Below are 17,320 nucleotides of genomic sequence, written 5' to 3'. Positions count from 1 at the left end.
TCCTCATCCTACACCCTTTCTCGCCTCGTTTTAGATGCGTTTACCCTGGGATTGAATGGGGTTTAGGATGTGCGAAACTGAGCCGTGTACTCGCAGAAAACATTAATGCCAAGGTGAAGAACGTAGAGTACGAGAACTGTAGCGACGGCAGGACTAATCGCTACTCCAGAAAGGTGTACAAGGTAAACGACTGCTCCGCTCAGTAAGGCAGCGCTTTCAGGATGCAACTGCGATTCGTTCAGAATTTTGCGTAAACTATTGCGATTCGCTTGGCGAAGATCGGAAGAGTTGCTACCACACACATCTAAATATAGTTGCTCTAACAAAATCTCCCATATGGACTTGGGAGCGACGACTACAAGACTTTGCACTTGAAACGACGGATTTCCTCCTGCTAATTCTTCAACGCTCGTTTTTGGGTTTCCGCGATGTCTCTTTAGAACGTCAATTCCGGCTTGTGCTTCTGGATAGTGTTCTAACAAATGGTAAGCATGGTTGAGTTCTTTCTCTGTAAGATAAGTCGTAGGATTCATATCAGCACTCTGACAACAAAAATTGGCGGAAGAATTCATGTCTTCTGCCAATTTTTAGCACAAGTTAGGAGATTGATTCAGTAGGCCAAAAGAATTATTTCTGACTCGTTTTTGACTAATCCGAAGAATGCTTTTTGTCGTAAGGATCGCCGCTATAGGGCTGTACACCCGTGTTTGGATAATGATTGTCATTGAGGGCGAAGATCCGACTGATTGCACCTGAAAAGTAAACAATTACATCATCAATGACTTTAGGAACGCTCATAGGGGTCACCTCTGAATTGAGTTTAAGCTGAAGCAATTTTCAGATTTGATGTAGCGTGGCTATCCGAATACTTTAATTATGCAGAATCGTCTGTTGATCTGCGAGCGATCGCATCAATTGTTTAGGTTAATCTCCTGACTTTTCATATTTCTTCAATGTTTGAAGTTTCTATTTGCTTTGCTTTAGAAAACAATGTAGAAAGTGAGTGTCGATATTGCCCCTTACTACTGGCGCAGTTGCTCAAGATGGCGCTGATGAATTGGCAAAGTTCTTCAAATGGGAATAAATAGCGGCTTGCTGCCATTATTTGGAGCCTTGCGAAAGCAATGCCTGTTTTTTCAAGAATATTTTATTAAGAAATACTATAAATATAGTTTGCGCCAACGGCTCTTTTAGACAGCTTTGGTCCTTTCTGTGCCTCCTTTGAACTCTTGATCGAGAAAATCATAGTATTTCACATCTTGACTTTTGGTTAAAATGACTATAACTTAGAAGAAGGTGAAGGCGAGTCTCCACAGCCCCTCAAGACTCCGTTTATAAACCCTTGATATTTAGGAGAAACGGGTGGAAGACCTAGAATTAACCATAAAACCAGAAGATTACAGCCTGCTGACCGATTTATACCAACTCACGATGGGGGCTTGCTATGTTGGTGAGGGCTTAGATCAGCGCAGAGCAAGTTTTGAACTGACAGTACGGCGCTTGCCTAAGGGCTTTGGCTATCTGATCGCCATGGGACTCGCTCAAGCGCTAGATTATTTGGAGAAGCTGCATTTTAGCGCCGCGCAAATCGAGTTTCTTCAAACTAGCGGACTGTTTGACCACGCCCCCGCCAAATTTTGGACGCTGTTGCAAAATGGACGCTTTACAGGCGATGTGTGGGCAATGCCAGAAGGAACAGCAGTCTTTCCGAATGAGCCACTGCTAAGAATTGAGGCTCCCTTGTGGCAAGCTCAACTCGTGGAAACCTACCTGCTGAACACGGTGAATTATCAAACGCTAGTTGCTACCCGTGCGGCTCGGATGCGAGATGCGGCTGGAGCCGAGTCCACTCTGCTAGAGTTTGGAACTCGCCGCGCCTTTAGTCCTCAAGCCTCCGTTTGGGCGGCACGAGCCGCATTAGGGGCAGGGCTAGATGCGACCTCTAATGTTTTGGCGGCACAGAAGTTAGGACGACAGCCGACCGGAACCATGGCCCACGCGCTCGTTATGGCATTAAGCGCGAAAGGAACAGAAGCACAGGCGTTTACTGCGTTTCATCGCCACTTTCCGGGTGCACCGCTGTTGATTGATACTTACGATACGATCGCAGCGGCTCGTGAGCTATCGGCTTACCTAAGAGATGGAACTCAATCTCTGGCTGGGGTTCGGATTGATTCGGGTGAATTGCTTTCTCTGTCTCAGCAAGTCCGAGACCTGTTGCCAGGAGTCCCGATTTTTGCGAGCGGTGACTTAGATGAGTATAAGATCGCTGAGCTAAAAGTGGCGGGTGCGCCTATTGATGGATACGGGTTAGGAACTCAGTTAGTGACAGGCTCTCCGGTAAATGGGGTCTATAAATTAGTGGAAATCGATGGGATTCCGGTGATGAAAGAGTCTCCTGGAAAAATTACGTATCCCGGACGTAAGCAGGTGTTTCGTCAAATGGAACAGGGGGTTGTGACGCAAGATTGCTTGGGGCTGATTTCAGATTCCCCATCAGCCACTCCACTTCTACAGCTTGTGTTTAAGCAAGGACAACGAGTGCAAGAATCAGAACGCCTAAGCGCGATCGCAGAGCGCACCGCTGAATCTGTCCGCAGTCTGCCGTCTTGGGTTCGTCAACTGGATGAGCCTACCTCGATTCCGGTTGAGCTTTCCTCTAGCCTTGCTGACCTAATCCAACATACTCACCAGCGATCAGCGCAAAGCGCAACTCCGTAAGAACCGCAGTAGACATTCGCCCCCGAAAGAGTTCGTCTGCCAAATGCGCTACTGTCAAAGTACTGATTCACAATCCTTCACGCTTCGTTCAAACCCATGCTCAACATTGCCCTGTTTGGAACCAGTGCTGACCCACCTACGATTGGACATTTGACGATTCTGCGATCGCTCTCGGAGCAGTTTAACGAAGTTGCAGTGTGGGCAGCCGATAACCCGTTCAAGACTCATCTGACGCCGCTCCAGCATCGGACTCAAATGCTGCGACTGTTGATTCAAGATTTGCACTGTCCTCGGCAAAATGTCTGGGTCTATCCAGAATTAAGCCATCCCCGTACTTTAGTGACGGTTGAACGGGCGCAGCAGCGTTGGCAGGGAGCAGACTTTACGCTGGTGGTGGGGGTTGATGTGGCGCGGCAGCTTTCAACCTGGTTTCGAGCCGAAGAACTGTTGCGGAAAGTCAAGGTGTTGATTGTGCCGCGATCGGGCTATTCCCTCAATTCAGGCGAGGTTGCACGATTGCAGCAGATGGGGGCAACGGTTGCGATCGCGCCGATCGTCGTTCCAGATGTTTCCTCAACAGCATACCGTCAGCACGAGGATTTAACGGGAGTCACCCACCGAGTTCAAGAGTATATCGATCGGGAGCAACTTTACGGATGCGACGCACGTTTAAAAAAACAGCCAGTTCATTAACCAGTTCACTCACGGGAGAGAGTCTTGCGGATTTTAGAGTCGGCGTCGATAACGCGATCTTTTCGGTCGATACGGCTCAAAATCGGCTCCTCGTGCTGCTGGTGATGCGCCACGAGGAACCATTTTTGGGTCAGTGGAGCTTGCCCGGAACCTTGGTACGTCAAGGCGAATCGTTAGAGGATGCCGCGTATCGAATTTTGTCGGAGAAAATTCGAGTCCGCAATCTTTATTTAGAGCAACTCTACACGTTTGGTGGCCCCGATCGCGATCCGCGAGAGGCAGAAGATAGCTATGGGGTGCGCTATCTCTCGGTCAGCTATTTTGCGTTGGTGCGATTTGCCGAAGCTGAACTGATTGCCGATGGTGTAAGCGGAATTGCTTGGTATCCGTTAGATCAGTTGCCCCAGTTAGCGTTTGATCACAACAAGATTTTGGAATATGGGCATGGTCGCTTGAAAAACAAACTGGAGTATAGTCCAGTTGCGTTTGATGTGTTGCCCGAAGTCTTTACGCTAAGCGATCTGTATCAACTTTACGCCACGGTTCTAGGCGAACATTTTTCCGATTATTCTAACTTTCGATCGCGCCTTCTAAAATTAGGATTTTTAGCCGATACGAAAGTAAAAGTATCGCGGGGTGCAGGTCGTCCAGCGAGTTTGTATCGATTTGACGCAGAAGCATTTGCCCCATTCCAAGACAAACCGTTGGTATTTATATAGTAGAGACACAATATATCGTGTCTCTCTTCGGAGAAATCAACATGGGAATCGACGAATTATTGGCTGACAAACGAGAGGAAATCTTAGCGATCGCCGCCCAACACGGAGCCTACAACGTGCGGGTCTTTGGGTCTGTGGCACGAGGCGAAGCACGAGCCGATAGCGATGTCGATTTTCTAGTTGAGATTGAAGAAAGCAGAAGCCTATTAGACCGCATTGCTTTAATTCAGGATCTTCAGGATCTACTAGGACGCAAAGTGGATGTGGCAAAAACTCAAAACTTGCACCGATTAATTCGCGATCGCGTCCTAGAAGAGGCAATTGCTCTATGAGAGAAGATCGTCTTTATTTAGATGACATTCTAAACTGTATGACTCGCATTGAGTCTTACACGTCAAGCGGACGTGATGCCTTCATGCAGACTGAAATGATTCAAGATGCAGTCATCCGAAATTTTGAAATCATTGGAGAAGCAACAAAGCAAATGTCGCCTATTCTGCGTCAGTCTTATCCTGACGTGCCGTGGAAACGAATTGCAGGGCTTCGAGATGTTTTGATTCATGATTATGTCCGCGTTGATTTAGATGAAGTTTGGCGCGTCATTGAGCAAGATGTACCAGAACTTAAAGCACGAATCACCGCTATTTTGCAGGAGTTACATCAAGGATCATGATGAAAATTGCGATCGTTTAGCAAGATTCAACGATTGAAGCTTTCAATAGCTGATATTGATCGAAAGGATGGAGCAATCAAGATGGGAATCGACGAATTATTAGCAGACAAACGAGAGGAAATCTTAGCGATCGCAGCCCAACACGGAGCCTACAACGTGCGGGTTTTCGGATCTGTGGCACGAGGGGAAGCACGAGCCGATAGCGATGTCGATTTTCTAGTCGAGATGGGTGAAAATCGTAGTTCCTGGTTTCCCGTCGGGCTGATTCTAGATTTGGAAGATTTGCTAGGACGTAAGGTAGATGTTGCAACAGATGGAGGATTGAAAGATCGCATCCGAGAACAAGTGCTGAAAGAGGCCGTTTCTCTATGAGAAATGACATTGAACGCCTGTTAGATATCTCGGAAGCCATTAGTCGAATTGAGCGATACGCCGCACAGGGAAAACAAGCCTTTGAAAAGGATGAACTGATTCAAACTTGGATTGCATATCATCTTCAGGTGATTGGAGAAGCGGCTAGAGCAACATCAGTTGAGTTTAAGAGCCAATATCCTGATCTACCTTGGGTAGAAATTGTTGGTTTACGCAACGTTTTAGTTCATGAGTATTTCCGAATTAACGTAGAAGTTGTTTGGGCAATTGTAGAGGCAGATTTACCTCGTTTGAAGCTTAAAGTAACCGCTATTTTGCAGGAATTAAACTAAGGATCATGATGAAGATTGCGATCGCACAACTCAATCCCACGATCGGAGATCTCGACGGCAATGCTCAAAAAATTCTCGCTGCCGCCAGTCGAGCCGCTCAAGAGGGAGTCCGGCTTTTGCTCACACCCGAATTGTCGCTCTGTGGTTATCCGCCTCGTGACCTATTGCTCGATCCGAGTTTTGTGAGCGCAATGGCGACCAAATTGTTGGAATTAGCGCGATCGCTTCCTGACGGATTGGCCGTATTGGTCGGAACAGTCGAGGTAAACGCGCGATCGCTACAAGCGGGTGAAAAACCACTATTCAATAGCGTAGCTTTACTTGAGAACGGTCAGATTCGCCACTTTCACAAACGCTTACTGCCAACCTACGATGTGTTTGATGAGGAGCGTTATTTTGAACCCGGCAATCAAGCAAATCATTTTATTCTTGATCTAGACTCTGCATCCGTTCACATTGGCGTCACCATTTGCGAAGACCTTTGGAACGACGAAGAATTCTGGGGAAAGCGCACGTATGATCTCAACCCGCTTGTTGATCTTGCCAACGCTGGCGTTAACTTCACAGTGAATCTTTCTGCTTCACCGTTTACCCTTGGGAAACAACGCTTAAGAGAACGCCTATTACAACATGGCGCAAAACGGTTTAACCAACCGATGATTTACGCGAATCAAGTCGGTGGCAATGATGATCTGATTTTTGATGGACGAAGCATTGTCTGCGATCGCACCGGAACTCTCATGGCTCGCGCCCATGGCTTTGCAGAAGATTGGCTCGTCGTTGAGTATAATCCTGAAACCCAAGACTTCTTACCAGGTTCAATCGTGCCAGATGTTGAGGATGAAGCCGCAGAAATCTACTCAGCCTTGGTGCTTGGCGTGCGCGATTATGCTCGCAAATGCGGCTTCTCTAAAATCGTGTTGGGCTTGAGTGGCGGAATTGACTCCTCGCTGATTGCCGCGATCGCCGCTTCAGCGGTCGGAGCAGAAAATGTGTTGGGCATTCTCATGCCGTCGCCCTACAGTTCCGATCATTCAATTGATGATGCGATCGCATTGGCACAAAATCTCGGCATTCAAACCAAGACGCTTGCTATCGGAACGCTGATGGAATGCTATGACGATACATTAGACGAGCTATTTGCCGGAACGTCCTTTGGACTCGCTGAAGAAAATCTTCAGTCCCGAATTCGCGGCACGCTTCTGATGGCAGTCTCGAATAAATTTGGTCATCTCCTCGTTTCCACGGGAAACAAATCAGAAGTGGCGGTGGGCTACTGCACACTGTACGGTGACATGAACGGCGGACTTGCCGCGATCGCAGATGTTCCCAAAACGAAAGTCTACGCCATCTGTGAATGGCTCAACCGTCAAGATAATCCTCCGATTCCACCCAACGTTCTGAGCAAACCGCCCAGCGCCGAACTGCGACCCGGACAAAAAGATCAAGATTCCTTGCCAGCCTATGAAGTGCTAGACGATATTTTGGATCGATTGATTCATCAGCACTCTACGATCGCGCAGATTGTCCAAGCCGGACACGATGCCGCGACCGTCGAACGAGTCGCGAAACTCGTCAAGATTGCCGAATTCAAGCGCAAACAGTCTCCTCCTGGATTGAAAGTGTGCGATCGCGCCTTTGGAACCGGGTGGCGAATGCCGATTGCCAGCCGATGGATCGCTCATCTAGAGGCTGAGCATTCGCCTGATCCGGCTAAACAATCTCTAGAGAATGTCTGAGTCATTACGATGCAACTGCAAAATCCGTGTACTGGCGCATCTTAGGCTCGTGAAATGCCAACACAATATCTTCTTTGGCAACGCCTGCCTGAACTAGATCACTTGCGATGCCTTCTTCAGTCCAGTCTTCCTCAATCCAGAATTTGCTGTCCCGAAGACGAACGTAGACAGTCATACCCGTAATACGATCGCCGTTCTGCCAACCAAGGTTCATCCAGATATAGTGACCTTTTGGCTCGTCTACAATCAAGAATGTTTCCATGTCTTGGCTGTTATGGCGATCGCACAACTCGATATACTCTGCCAAAATCCGCTTGATTAGCTTGGGATATTCAATTAGTTTATCCATTGCGTGATCTCCTCTGTTTCTGTATCTACAACAATGAGTGGAAGTTGATGTTTGTTGAGGATAAGTTGAATCACATCCTGATTGAAAAAGCTTTTATAGACGACTGCGCTAACAGCAACGTAAAGTTTACGCTCTGGTGCTGTTTCCTCTAAAAGGTATCGGTAGATATCATATTGACCAAGAGCCTCTTTCAAATCTTGTATCTTTGATGCCCCAACAAAGCTCTTCGCTTCAATCACAAGTTTTCGCCCATCTCGTTCAGCCGTAATGGGGCGCTCAGCACCAAGATCTGCGTATAGCGTTGTTCTGCGGTATTGAATTACGTAGGGGTCATCTGTAATCGTCCAGCCTTCCTTGATTAGTGCATTTTTTACCGGATTGTGGATAATGTCTAACTTGGGCATAGCTACAAGTGTAAGTCAGCCCCTCTGCTTGATGAAAGCCAAAGCTTTCGAGCATCTAGATCGATAACCCCAAGTCAACTTAATGCTGAAACTTAGGCAAGGTTTCAAGTACCGCTACACTCATCGCCCAACAGCCCAACTATGAATTGGCGAATTCTTTTGTAGAGGCTTGCTGCAACTTTTCTTGCAAATCGCTCCAATGAACTTCGGTGAGGCTAGGCAAGACGAGTTGTGCCGCCCCGACTCGTTCGACTGGACCTAAACCCAGTGCCCACATGCCTGCGGCTAAGGCCGCTTCAACTCCTGCTGCCGCATCCTCAACCACAAGGCATTGGGCTGGCTCAACTTCAATGGCGTTTGCGGCGAACAAGAAGAGATCGGGAGCGGGTTTAGGCCGCTCAACGCTGTAGCCATCTGCGATCGCATCGACGCGATCAGCGATGCCCAATTTTTCCACCACAGGTCGAGCATTCTTACTAGCAGAGCCGATCGCCGTTTTGATGCCCGCTTGCCGCAGTTCTTCGAGCAGCGTTAGCGCTCCCGGTAATAAGTCATCCGTAGAAACGTGTTCGATCGATTCGACGTAGTAACGATTCTTGCGATCCATCATCTCCTGCAATTGCGCTTCAGAATAGGAGCGATCGCCCACAATCAGCATCAGCGATTCTCGTCGGGACACGCCGCGCAGCGCTTCATTCGCGTCTCGATTGAACGGAATGCCTTCTTCATCGGCGAGGCGTTGCCAAGAACGATAGTGGTATTCGGCGGTGTCGGTGAGGACGCCATCGAGATCAAAAATGACGCCGCGAACGGGCAGGCTGGGCGTGGGATGGGGGAGTTTGGGTGTCGTCATAGCGTCTGATGGGGATGGGATAGAGTCTAGTTTAGGATCGGGTCGGAGGTCGAAGTCGTGCCATTTGCCGCGCCAGTATAGACGAAACTTGAGGCGAGTCCAACCGGGGGGAAGATGACAATGAGCGATCGGGCTTTGATCTCCCAGTTGAATGCCCCCGAATCCGAAGACCACAACCTGCCAAATGCCGCCTGCTGATGCTCCATGAATGCCGTCTGCGGCGTTGCCACGGGTATCTTCGAGATCGACTAAGGCCGCTTGCATAAAGCGATCGTACGCCTCAATAGATTTGCCTAAATCAGACGCGAGAATCGAATGAATGGCTGGACCGAGGGAAGAACCATAGGTGATATCGGTGCGAGGAGCATAGTAGTTCCAGTTCTTCTCGACCGTTTCTAGGCTGTAGGGAGGCTCTTGCGATTGGCGCATGAGATAAAGCAACATCAGCACATCGGGCTGTTTGAGCACTTGCCGCTGATTGCCCTCTTCGATGCCGATGAGCGCCTGAATTGATTTTGTTCGAGGTTCGTATTCGTTTAAATTAATGTCTTTAAGGTCGAAGAATCCCTCAAACTGTTCGATCAAGCCAGATGGACTCTGAAGAATCCAGAGGTTCGTGGCAATATCTTGCCACCGCGATCGCCGCTCTGGTGTAATTTTTAATTTCTGATCCAGTTCGCTTAACCGTTGTGGATGCGCTTGCTGTAGCCAATCATAAATATAGGCTGCTTTCTCTAAATGCCATTGAGCTAAGCGATTGGTAAATACACTATTGTTAACGTGTTCATGGTATTCATCGGCACCGATCACTTCACGGATCTCGTAGCGTTCGTCGCGGTTGCTCCACTCCACGCGGCTCATCCAAAACACAGCCGTATCTAGAATGATCTCGGCTCCGTAATCGCGCATCCAGTCATCATCGCCCGTAGCTTGCCAATAATTCCAAGAGGCATAGGCAATGTCAGCGCTAATGTGTATCTCGCGATCGCGGCACCAAATCCGAATATCGTCGGCGTAAGGATCATTCGGCAAGGCCCAACGCGGCGTCACTTCGTCGCCTGTATCAGCGCTTTCCCACGAGTACATTGCGCCCTTAAACCCGTAGTGCGCCGCTTTCCGTCGTGCGCCTTCAATGGTGTGATAGCGGTAAGTGAGCAGGTTTCGAGCGAGAGCGGGCTGCGTATAGGTGAAGAACGGCAGAATGAAAATTTCGGTGTCCCAAAAGACGTGACCGCGATAGCCAAATCCAGACAGCGTTTTTGCGGGAATGCTGACGTGTTCATCGTGTTTGGGTGCGGCAATCAGGAGTTGGAACAGATTGTAGCGTACCGCAAGCTGTGACTTAACATCGCCTTCAATCACGATATCGCTGTTTCTCCAGGTTCCGTCCCAAGCATCTTGGTGCTGCGATCGCAGATCGTCATAGCTGGGTAATTCTGCTAACTTAGCCTGTGCCGCTTGGGTTGGCGCTTCTGCCTCGCGAGACGTATACACCGTGATCAAATTCTCGATCGTTACTGTTTGTCCTGCTGATGCTGTGAACGTAGTCAGTAGCGTTGGATATCCTGGAACATTTGCTGTTTGCGGCGATGTCTCTGCTACCGATATCGTCATGCTCGATGCCATTGCCAGTTCAATCCGCGAGGTGCGCGTCCGCACCCTTAGCCACACGCCATGTTTGTTCGTACCCTGACCAATCGATTCCCAGTGATTGAACCCTTGATTTTCGGGGTAGCCGCTAATACTCGCCTGAACTTCAATCTCGCCCTCAAAATCGACGGGGGTAATTTGACAGCGCAACGCCAGCACATGCTGATCGGCTAGACTGGCAAACCGCTCAAAGTGCAGATCGATCGTTTTTCCAGTGGGACTGCGCCAGCGTACTGAACGGTTCAAAATGCCATGCTGCAAATTGAGGCTGCGCTCGTAGCTCAAGATCTCGCCTTGATCGAGCCGAAAGCGATCGCCCTCGATCGCAATCACCAACGGTAGCCAATCGGGGCAGTTGACCAATTCGGTGTAAACCACCGGAACGTGATCATAGACTCCATGAATCAAGGTGGCAGGTGTCGCTTGCGGGTAGCCTTCCTCGAAGCTGCCGCGTGTGCCCAGATAGCCGTTTCCAATTGTGAATACAGTCTCTCTGGTCTGAAGGAGCGCTGGCTCAAACTTCGGCTCGATCACCGTCCAGTCGCTGTAGATCAGGGATTGAGCGCGTTCGGTCATATTCATGGGCAAGAGGCTCCGGGGGAGAAGGGGGGTGAGAGGAGGGATGAAAGAGAAGGGATGAGGGATGAATGGGAAGTGGATCGGTAGATTGGTGCTTATCGCTCTCTGGAGAGGTGGTTTTCTAGAATAGTGGTGGCTCTGGGTTTGAAAATGAGATGGAAGATGAGTTCTAAATAGCGGAGGAGGGAGTCGCGGTTGTTGCGTCGCAGATAATTCCAGAAGCTGTAGAGCTTGGTTGATAGTAAAAGCTGCTTGCTGTGTAGCTGCCAATTGTAGTCGTCGTGAATGCGCTGGACGGCGCGATCGCTGATCATGCGCCAATAGTCAGGATCTTCATCACAGCGATCGAGAAAACCTCTGATCTTATAGGTCGTCGCTTTAAAGTCGGTGGGATTAATTAAGAAGCCGTATCTGTCATTTTCAATGATTTCCGATGGTCCTCCAAATTCGGTGGCAAAGGTAGGCAACCCAGACACCATCGCTTCGAGGACAGTGCGCCCAAAGGCTTCAAACAGCGCAAAGTGAATGAAAATGCCCCCGCGATCGGCAATTACTCGGTAGGTTTCACCCATGTCACGACTACTCATGCGGATGCCAACCCACCGAATCTTGCCGTGAAGATCGTATCGACTAATCAGCATGTGAAGTTTGTCGATTTGCTCTGCCTCCTCTTCGCTAACGGCTTCGTCAACATAAAGTTTGTTCGTCACCAAGATCAAGTTACAGCGCTCTTGTAATTCTAAATGCTCTGCAAAACACTGAACTAATCCAGTCAAATTTTTGCTCACGCTCATCGGAGCGAGTGACAGGAGCGGTCGCTTGGTCAGATCGTCGAGTTTTCCTAAGATATGATGGTCTTCTTGCGTAAACAGTAGCTCAGCAATTCGGATGGTGGCTTCGTTGGAGCGCCGTTGCTTGTCTGAATACGGGAAAAAGGTGGCTTCGTCCACTCCGGGCGGAATGCGGTTAAATTTGGGGCTGAATAAATCGATGCCATCGACGACGTGATAGAGTTCCGGCATAGTGAAGTGTTTGTACGATTCGTACTGTCCCAAGGCATCGGGTGTGCCAACGATCTCTTGATACGACGAGGTGACAATAAAATCTGCCGCGTTCATGCCGATCAGATCTGCCGTAAATTGAGCCGAAAAATGATATTGCGACTCGAGTTCGTGCCAATAGAGATTACTAAAGAGGTATTTGGGTTTTTCTAAAACGTGAGCAATATTGCAGTGCGTCACCTTGAGGCGTCGCGCCAGCAAGAAGGCGACCAAATTGCCGTCGCTGTAGTTGCCAACGAGTAAGTTAGGACGCCCGCCCAAGTGTTTGACCAGCTCGGGTTCGGCGTCGATCGCAAAGGACTCTAAGTAGGGTGAAATCTCAAATTTAGAAATCCAGTTGTCGGTGACGGTGGGGTTAAATTCTCGAAATGGAACCCGTAAAATCCAGGCGTTCTGCGTGCCATCGACGGGCTCAACGCGCATCGCACACTGCGTGCCTTCGCAGTTGGGAATGAGGCGCGTCAGAATCACGACATGGGGCTGAATGCCTAAAAACTCTAACCCCGCTAAGCGGATCTCTTCGTGCAAAGCTTTCTCTAAACTGCGGGCTTGTTCTAACACATACACGACTTGCCCCATCGTTTCAGGGCGTCCCAACACCACATTTTGTTGACCCACCCAGCCGTGAATCGACACCAGCGCCACGCGAAAAACGGACGGAAATCGAGCGACAAAGGCTTCTAAGATCGCTGGCTCTGGTGTGGTGATGAAATGGTCGAGTAGCTCTAGGGTTTCTTGTGCCCGCCCTGCGCTGTTGCCCCATCCCGGCTCAAAGCCGAGTTCTTGCATTTTGGGATGGGAGAGTTCGTATGCTTCATGGCGCGATCGCATCCCCAGGAGTTTAACCGCCTCCTTAATCCTTTTCACCAGTTCGCCTGCTGAGCCAATCTGCTCGTTGATCATGAGAGGAATGTCATCGTGGGCATGACGAAGCAGGACATTGTAAATGGTTTGCAACCAATACTGGGGATTGTCGGAAACCTGCTTTGCCAAGTAGCGATTAAGGAATGCAACGCCCTGCCCAATGCTGCGCGAGTCGCTGATGCTGGGTTCGCTCTCGTAGAAGGAACTAAGATCGAGTTCGACTAGGCTAGGCTGATAGCGCCCGACTAAGCGATCGCGGACATCAAGTAAGGCGCTGATGCTCATTCTTGTCGGATCGCTTAACTCCCGACTAAGCCGCCAAATCTCTTGACTGCCAATCCAGGGACGCAGCACGATCCAAACTTCGTCGTCTTCTACGATTAGTTCATGAGCGGTGTGAACCAGCCGACCAATAAATGACGAATGATAGAAATGAGCAGGCTTTTGCTGTTGCCGACAATCTTCTTCAAAGGTGCGGATAATCTTGTTGTGCAAAAAGTAACGCTTTTCTAATCCCTCAGCTGACGATTCCTCTGAGGCGGCGAGGGCATCAATCAGCCGATGCAGGGCGAGAGTTTCTTCGCGATCGTGGAGTATCGATTGAATAAGCTGATACATGACAGGTCAATCCCAGCACGAAAGGATCTCAGGTTCGGTAGTGAGAAAGACACTAGGAGCCTAAGTCTTGTGATACTGGGTAAGCCTGTATAGTTCACCTAGCCTTTGGCTGATTTTCTCAACATTGTGCCAAAGCTATTGCTGAGGAGTTGAACGTTTAGAGATGAAGTGGCGATGTTCTTGAAGGTTGAGTAGACGATCGCAGTGGATAAAGGATGCTGTGACGACGCAGGTCTGAGGTTCAATGATGCAGGTCTGAGGTTCAATGATGCAGGTCTGAGGTTCAACGATGCAGGTCTGAGGTTCAACGATGCAGGTCTGAGATTCAAGCGCGAATGTTTGAGGTGGGCTGAGGTAGGTCAAAGGTTCAACGATGTAGGTCTGAGGTGGGCTGACGTAGGTTGAACCTTCAAGCGCGAATGTTTAAGGTGGGCTGATGCAGGTCTAAGGTGGGCTGATGCAGGTCTAAGGTGGGCTGATGCAGGTCTGAGATTCAAGCGCGAATGTTTGAGGTGGACTGATGCAGGTCAAAGATTGAATGACGAATGTTTGAGGTGGGCTAACGCAGGTCTGAGGTGGGCTGACGTAGGTTGAACCTTCAAGCGCGAATATTTGAGGTGGGCTGACGCAGGTTGGACATTGGACGACGAATGTTTGAGGTTCAAGCGCAGTTGCAGCCGCATCAACACTGAACCTCAACGCATCTAAACGCTAGTTAGAAGCTGGAGCCATCTCAGGCGTTGTTTTAACTGACTTGCCCCGAATTGCTTTGAACAAGCTGCCGAGTTGCTCTGCGATCGCTTTTAATCCAGGTGTCTTTTTGGAAGCGGTCTTCACATAGTCATAGACAGTCAGACTGTCGCTCATCGCTTCGCTGCCCACTGCCATAAGCGTATCGTCTACCTGTTCACTCAGTTGAGTGAAGATCATCAGCAGTTCGGTGAGGTCGGTTGCGAGGCGATAGTCGTTGGTAAAGCGGGGGAGGTCGAAACTGGCGGGAAGAATGTTGGGGTTGCTTTGAGCGGCGGTGAGGCTGTTTTGAACGAAGGCAAGGCGTTTGTCCCCTAGCTTGTAGAGGCGTTTGCGATCGTCGGTGCTGAGCGTGACGAGGAAGGGGAGCTTTTGTTGAATGAGTGCGATCGCTTGCTTAATTTCTTGCAGATCGGCATCGGAAAGGGTTGCGTTCGGGTCACGATAAGACATAGTAGAAGCGTTCGATAAAAGAGTAAGTAAGTTGTAAAGGGAACGATCGTAGAATTCCCGAATGGTGAATGGTGGGAACATCACGGGTGATTTCGGTACACAGTCTACTTGCCCGTACAAATCACATACTGGTATCTCGCCGAACTCCAAAAGGCCAGCTAATCAACTCCTCTCACCTCGCTATACTGTTGAACATAGATGAGAGAACCAATATTCATGATCGAAAGAGACTTGATCGACGTTGCCCTCATTGAAATCATTTGAAATCTCTTCCTAGACTTTATGAGCCGATCGCTAACTATTTCCGATGAACTTTACGATCGTCTAGAAACCACCGCCAAAGCACAAGGTCTAGACAGCATCGAACGCTTACTCGAAGAATGGGAACAACGAGAAGCAGACCTCACCCAGCGCCGAGAAACCGTTCGTAGAATTAGTCAGATCCGCGATCGCGTGTTTGAAAAATGCGGTGAAATGCCAGACAGCACTGAGCTAATCCGTCAGGATCGACAACGATGAGATTAGTGATCGATAGCGGCATCGCCATTAAATGGTTCATCACTGAACCCGACTCGTCCATCGCCCTTGAAATTCTGAATCACTATCAAACTGGAGCAATCGACTTTCTCGCTCCCGAATTTATCTATGCCGAGTTTGGCAACATTGTCTGGAAGAAGCAGCGATCGCAAGGTCTACCGACGGATGAAGCTCAAGATGCTATTGTCGAATTTCAACGGCTTCGCCTCTTCCTATCTTCAACGGCTCACTTACTAAACAGTGCTTATCAGATAGCAGTTCAGCATCAGCGAACAGTATACGACTCCTTATACATTGCGCTGAGCTTACAGGAAAACTGCCAATTCGTGACCGCAGATCAAAAACTCGTCAATGCTGTTGGTTCCGCATTCCCGAATGTTGTGACACTGGCAGACTGGACTTACAGCTAAAACCTTCAAACAGATAACGCCGCCCCAAACAAAATTACCGCAACCAAACTTAAGATCGCCATCATCCCCGCAGGCATCATTTTTTTGGTTTTAATCCAGCGAATAGCGAACACAATCAGCAAAAATGCAGCAATGAAAACGGCTAACGACAAGCCAGTCGATGGATTTTGAGTTGTCGTGTAAGCCGCGATCGCAAGCGCCACCCCGCTTCCCAAACCCGATATCAACGACACCTTACTGCCAGCCTTGACATAGCCAATCACGCCCCCGATCGCAACCAGCAGTCCGTAAACTACAATCAAGCCAGCCCATGTCGTTGCTGATAGTGCCAGAGAAGAGGTCATGTCTCAATCCATTCCTGTTGTTAGCTTAAAGGACTTCCTTTCTGATGCTCATTCCGAACAGCAAGCGTTCGTCTCCACAATCGGCAACGCATTAGAAGACATCGGTTTCTTTGCCATTGTCGATCATGGTATCAACGCTGATCTAATTAGGACGGCCTATCAGGTTGCCCAAACCTTTTTTGAATTACCAGAGCCAGTCAAACTGCAATATGAAGATCCTAAGCTAAACGGGCAACGAGGCTTCACTAGATTTGGACGAGAACACGCAAAAGATCACTCCGTCCCCGACTTAAAAGAGTTTTGGCATGTCGGCAGAGAATCCACCCTCGCCAATCTGAAACCTGAAGAAGTGTCTCAGTTCCATGACGTGATGAGCCAACTATATAGTCAGCTTGATGCCTGCGCTGCCACCTTGCTAGAAGCTTGTGCCTTGTATTTGGGAGAGCCGCGATCGCTCCTCTCAACTATGGCAGATGGCAGCGATACGATTTTGCGAGTGATTCACTATCCACCCATTCCTGAAAACGTCGACGCCTCAAGTTTACGGGCAGCTCCCCACGAGGATATCAATCTGATTACGCTCCTGTGCGAGGCAACTGCAAGTGGCTTAGAACTATTGCAGCGCGATGGAACATGGTTAGCCATTCCAGCGCTAGAGGGTCAAATTATTGTCGATAGTGGCGACATGCTGCAACAACTCACGAATGGGCTCTTCAAAAGCACAACTCACCGAGTCACAAATCCCGATAATGTCCGCAATCGCCGCTTCTCAATGCCGTTTTTTGTTCATCCCAAATCCCAAACTGACCTAACGCCGCTCCAAAGCTGCATTGACAGAACAGGCGGCACTCAAGTCTTTCCTGCCATTACCGCAGGAGAATACCTTCATCTCCGCCTGCAAGAAATTGGATTGGCAAGTTAGCCAGTCGCAGAGTGCGTCAGTCTGTTAACCTGCGGGATGTACAATCCCAAATTGCCCTCACTCTAATCTTCTCTCTAAGGGGATAAAGCGAGATTCCAGTTCCCCTTCTCCCCACAGGAGAAGGGGCTAGGGGATGAGGGCTGTATTGCGTCGTTACGGGCCTATCCGCGTCAACCGCCTGCCGCAAATGTCACCATCACCGCAACTGAGAGTAAAATACCGGGAATAAGCATCAAGACAAGCATTAATAGATCGTGGGTCGTCATAACAATGAGGT

Annotated in this window: 20 protein-coding genes; 11 read left to right on the top strand and 9 right to left on the bottom strand. The window is 49.2% G+C overall.

The window, feature by feature from the left end; translation table 11 throughout:
• Positions 1-62: 62 nt before the first annotated feature.
• Together AC5JLB_RS16915 and AC5JLB_RS16910 are read right to left on the bottom strand one after the other, a co-directional pair.
• Complete coding sequence (locus AC5JLB_RS16915) at positions 63-533, bottom strand: hypothetical protein (RefSeq protein WP_495874996.1); 471 nt, start codon at positions 531-533, stop codon at positions 63-65.
• Between the two features lie 115 nt (positions 534-648).
• Positions 649-798, bottom strand: coding sequence for a hypothetical protein (locus AC5JLB_RS16910; RefSeq protein ID WP_495874995.1), 150 nt, complete (start codon positions 796-798; stop codon positions 649-651).
• Positions 799-1,362: 564 nt separating this feature from the next.
• Between AC5JLB_RS16910 and AC5JLB_RS16905 the strand changes: the two genes are divergently transcribed.
• From AC5JLB_RS16905 to AC5JLB_RS16870, 8 genes are all read left to right on the top strand, one after another.
• Positions 1,363-2,721, top strand: coding sequence for a nicotinate phosphoribosyltransferase (locus AC5JLB_RS16905; protein ID WP_495874994.1), 1,359 nt, complete (start codon positions 1,363-1,365; stop codon positions 2,719-2,721).
• Between the two features lie 96 nt (positions 2,722-2,817).
• On the top strand, positions 2,818-3,414 hold the full coding sequence (locus AC5JLB_RS16900) for a nicotinate-nucleotide adenylyltransferase (protein WP_495874993.1): 597 nt from the start codon (positions 2,818-2,820) through the stop codon (positions 3,412-3,414).
• Positions 3,378-4,133 (top strand): NUDIX hydrolase, encoded by a 756-nt coding sequence (locus AC5JLB_RS16895; RefSeq protein WP_495874992.1) that lies wholly within the window; start codon positions 3,378-3,380, stop codon positions 4,131-4,133. Before AC5JLB_RS16900 ends, AC5JLB_RS16895 begins: the two co-directional genes overlap by 37 nt.
• A gap of 41 nt (positions 4,134-4,174) precedes the next feature.
• Complete coding sequence (locus AC5JLB_RS16890) at positions 4,175-4,465, top strand: nucleotidyltransferase family protein (RefSeq protein WP_495874991.1); 291 nt, start codon at positions 4,175-4,177, stop codon at positions 4,463-4,465.
• On the top strand, positions 4,462-4,806 hold the full coding sequence (locus tag AC5JLB_RS16885; RefSeq protein ID WP_495874990.1) for a HepT-like ribonuclease domain-containing protein: 345 nt from the start codon (positions 4,462-4,464) through the stop codon (positions 4,804-4,806). The genes AC5JLB_RS16890 and AC5JLB_RS16885 overlap by 4 nt, the downstream gene beginning before the upstream one ends.
• An 81-nt stretch (positions 4,807-4,887) precedes the next feature.
• Positions 4,888-5,178, top strand: coding sequence for a nucleotidyltransferase family protein (locus AC5JLB_RS16880; RefSeq protein WP_495874989.1), 291 nt, complete (start codon positions 4,888-4,890; stop codon positions 5,176-5,178).
• Complete coding sequence (locus AC5JLB_RS16875) at positions 5,175-5,510, top strand: HepT-like ribonuclease domain-containing protein (RefSeq protein ID WP_495874988.1); 336 nt, start codon at positions 5,175-5,177, stop codon at positions 5,508-5,510. The genes AC5JLB_RS16880 and AC5JLB_RS16875 overlap by 4 nt, the downstream gene beginning before the upstream one ends.
• A gap of 5 nt (positions 5,511-5,515) precedes the next feature.
• The gene (locus AC5JLB_RS16870) at positions 5,516-7,249 is read left to right on the top strand and encodes an NAD+ synthase (protein ID WP_495874987.1); all 1,734 of its coding nucleotides are present in this window, start codon (positions 5,516-5,518) and stop codon (positions 7,247-7,249) included.
• A gap of 4 nt (positions 7,250-7,253) precedes the next feature.
• Here the strand turns inward: AC5JLB_RS16870 and AC5JLB_RS16865 are convergent, their stop codons facing one another.
• The 6 genes from AC5JLB_RS16865 to AC5JLB_RS16840 all read right to left on the bottom strand — a co-directional run bounded on the left by AC5JLB_RS16865 (position 7,254) and on the right by AC5JLB_RS16840 (position 14,830).
• Complete coding sequence (locus AC5JLB_RS16865) at positions 7,254-7,598, bottom strand: XisI protein (RefSeq protein ID WP_495874986.1); 345 nt, start codon at positions 7,596-7,598, stop codon at positions 7,254-7,256.
• Complete coding sequence (locus AC5JLB_RS16860) at positions 7,586-8,002, bottom strand: XisH family protein (RefSeq protein WP_495874985.1); 417 nt, start codon at positions 8,000-8,002, stop codon at positions 7,586-7,588. Before AC5JLB_RS16860 ends, AC5JLB_RS16865 begins: the two co-directional genes overlap by 13 nt.
• A 139-nt stretch (positions 8,003-8,141) precedes the next feature.
• Positions 8,142-11,087, bottom strand: coding sequence for a beta-phosphoglucomutase (gene pgmB / locus AC5JLB_RS16855; protein ID WP_495874984.1), 2,946 nt, complete (start codon positions 11,085-11,087; stop codon positions 8,142-8,144).
• Positions 11,088-11,179: 92 nt separating this feature from the next.
• A complete protein-coding gene (locus AC5JLB_RS16850) occupies positions 11,180-13,627 on the bottom strand; it encodes a sucrose synthase (protein ID WP_495874983.1) in 2,448 nt (815 codons plus the stop codon).
• A 135-nt stretch (positions 13,628-13,762) separates the two neighbouring features.
• Positions 13,763-13,990: a hypothetical protein gene (locus tag AC5JLB_RS16845; RefSeq protein WP_495874982.1), complete on the bottom strand. Its 228-nt coding sequence runs from the start codon at positions 13,988-13,990 to the stop codon at positions 13,763-13,765.
• Positions 13,991-14,338: 348 nt separating this feature from the next.
• Positions 14,339-14,830, bottom strand: a complete 492-nt coding sequence (locus AC5JLB_RS16840) for a hypothetical protein (protein WP_495874981.1) — start codon at positions 14,828-14,830, stop codon at positions 14,339-14,341.
• A 282-nt stretch (positions 14,831-15,112) separates the two neighbouring features.
• Between AC5JLB_RS16840 and AC5JLB_RS16835 the strand changes: the two genes are divergently transcribed.
• On the top strand, positions 15,113-15,349 hold the full coding sequence (locus AC5JLB_RS16835; protein WP_495874980.1) for a hypothetical protein: 237 nt from the start codon (positions 15,113-15,115) through the stop codon (positions 15,347-15,349).
• Positions 15,346-15,777 (top strand): type II toxin-antitoxin system VapC family toxin, encoded by a 432-nt coding sequence (locus AC5JLB_RS16830; RefSeq protein WP_495874979.1) that lies wholly within the window; start codon positions 15,346-15,348, stop codon positions 15,775-15,777. The genes AC5JLB_RS16835 and AC5JLB_RS16830 overlap by 4 nt, the downstream gene beginning before the upstream one ends.
• Before the next feature lie 5 nt (positions 15,778-15,782).
• Here AC5JLB_RS16830 and AC5JLB_RS16825 read toward each other — a convergent pair whose 3' ends face one another.
• On the bottom strand, positions 15,783-16,121 hold the full coding sequence (locus AC5JLB_RS16825; protein WP_495874978.1) for a TMEM14 family protein: 339 nt from the start codon (positions 16,119-16,121) through the stop codon (positions 15,783-15,785).
• Between AC5JLB_RS16825 and AC5JLB_RS16820 the strand changes: the two genes are divergently transcribed.
• Complete coding sequence (locus AC5JLB_RS16820) at positions 16,120-17,043, top strand: isopenicillin N synthase family dioxygenase (RefSeq protein ID WP_495874977.1); 924 nt, start codon at positions 16,120-16,122, stop codon at positions 17,041-17,043. The genes AC5JLB_RS16825 and AC5JLB_RS16820 overlap by 2 nt on opposite strands.
• Positions 17,044-17,320 lie beyond the last annotated feature (277 nt).

The sequence above is a fragment of the Myxacorys chilensis genome, from assembly GCF_059505265.1.
The sequence above is the reverse complement of the archived record's forward strand: the minus strand, read 5'-3'. Positions and strand labels throughout refer to the sequence as shown.

Bases quoted from the DNA above. Each gene is read 5' to 3' on its own strand.
- AC5JLB_RS16860 (WP_495874985.1), bottom strand. From the start codon at position 8,002: ATGCCCAAGTTAGACATTATCCACAATCCGGTAAAAAATGCACTAATC.
- AC5JLB_RS16890 (WP_495874991.1), top strand. From the start codon at position 4,175: ATGGGAATCGACGAATTATTGGCTGACAAACGAGAGGAAATCTTAGCG.
- AC5JLB_RS16840 (WP_495874981.1), bottom strand. From the start codon at position 14,830: ATGTCTTATCGTGACCCGAACGCAACCCTTTCCGATGCCGATCTGCAA.
- AC5JLB_RS16865 (WP_495874986.1), bottom strand. From the start codon at position 7,598: ATGGATAAACTAATTGAATATCCCAAGCTAATCAAGCGGATTTTGGCA.
- AC5JLB_RS16900 (WP_495874993.1), top strand. From the start codon at position 2,818: ATGCTCAACATTGCCCTGTTTGGAACCAGTGCTGACCCACCTACGATT.
- AC5JLB_RS16875 (WP_495874988.1), top strand. From the start codon at position 5,175: ATGAGAAATGACATTGAACGCCTGTTAGATATCTCGGAAGCCATTAGT.
- AC5JLB_RS16895 (WP_495874992.1), top strand. From the start codon at position 3,378: ATGCGACGCACGTTTAAAAAAACAGCCAGTTCATTAACCAGTTCACTC.
- AC5JLB_RS16830 (WP_495874979.1), top strand. From the start codon at position 15,346: ATGAGATTAGTGATCGATAGCGGCATCGCCATTAAATGGTTCATCACT.
- AC5JLB_RS16915 (WP_495874996.1), bottom strand. From the start codon at position 533: ATGAATCCTACGACTTATCTTACAGAGAAAGAACTCAACCATGCTTAC.
- AC5JLB_RS16880 (WP_495874989.1), top strand. From the start codon at position 4,888: ATGGGAATCGACGAATTATTAGCAGACAAACGAGAGGAAATCTTAGCG.
- AC5JLB_RS16885 (WP_495874990.1), top strand. From the start codon at position 4,462: ATGAGAGAAGATCGTCTTTATTTAGATGACATTCTAAACTGTATGACT.
- AC5JLB_RS16820 (WP_495874977.1), top strand. From the start codon at position 16,120: ATGTCTCAATCCATTCCTGTTGTTAGCTTAAAGGACTTCCTTTCTGAT.
- AC5JLB_RS16825 (WP_495874978.1), bottom strand. From the start codon at position 16,121: ATGACCTCTTCTCTGGCACTATCAGCAACGACATGGGCTGGCTTGATT.
- AC5JLB_RS16870 (WP_495874987.1), top strand. From the start codon at position 5,516: ATGATGAAGATTGCGATCGCACAACTCAATCCCACGATCGGAGATCTC.
- pgmB (WP_495874984.1), bottom strand. From the start codon at position 11,087: ATGAATATGACCGAACGCGCTCAATCCCTGATCTACAGCGACTGGACG.
- AC5JLB_RS16850 (WP_495874983.1), bottom strand. From the start codon at position 13,627: ATGTATCAGCTTATTCAATCGATACTCCACGATCGCGAAGAAACTCTC.
- AC5JLB_RS16910 (WP_495874995.1), bottom strand. From the start codon at position 798: ATGAGCGTTCCTAAAGTCATTGATGATGTAATTGTTTACTTTTCAGGT.
- AC5JLB_RS16835 (WP_495874980.1), top strand. From the start codon at position 15,113: ATGAGCCGATCGCTAACTATTTCCGATGAACTTTACGATCGTCTAGAA.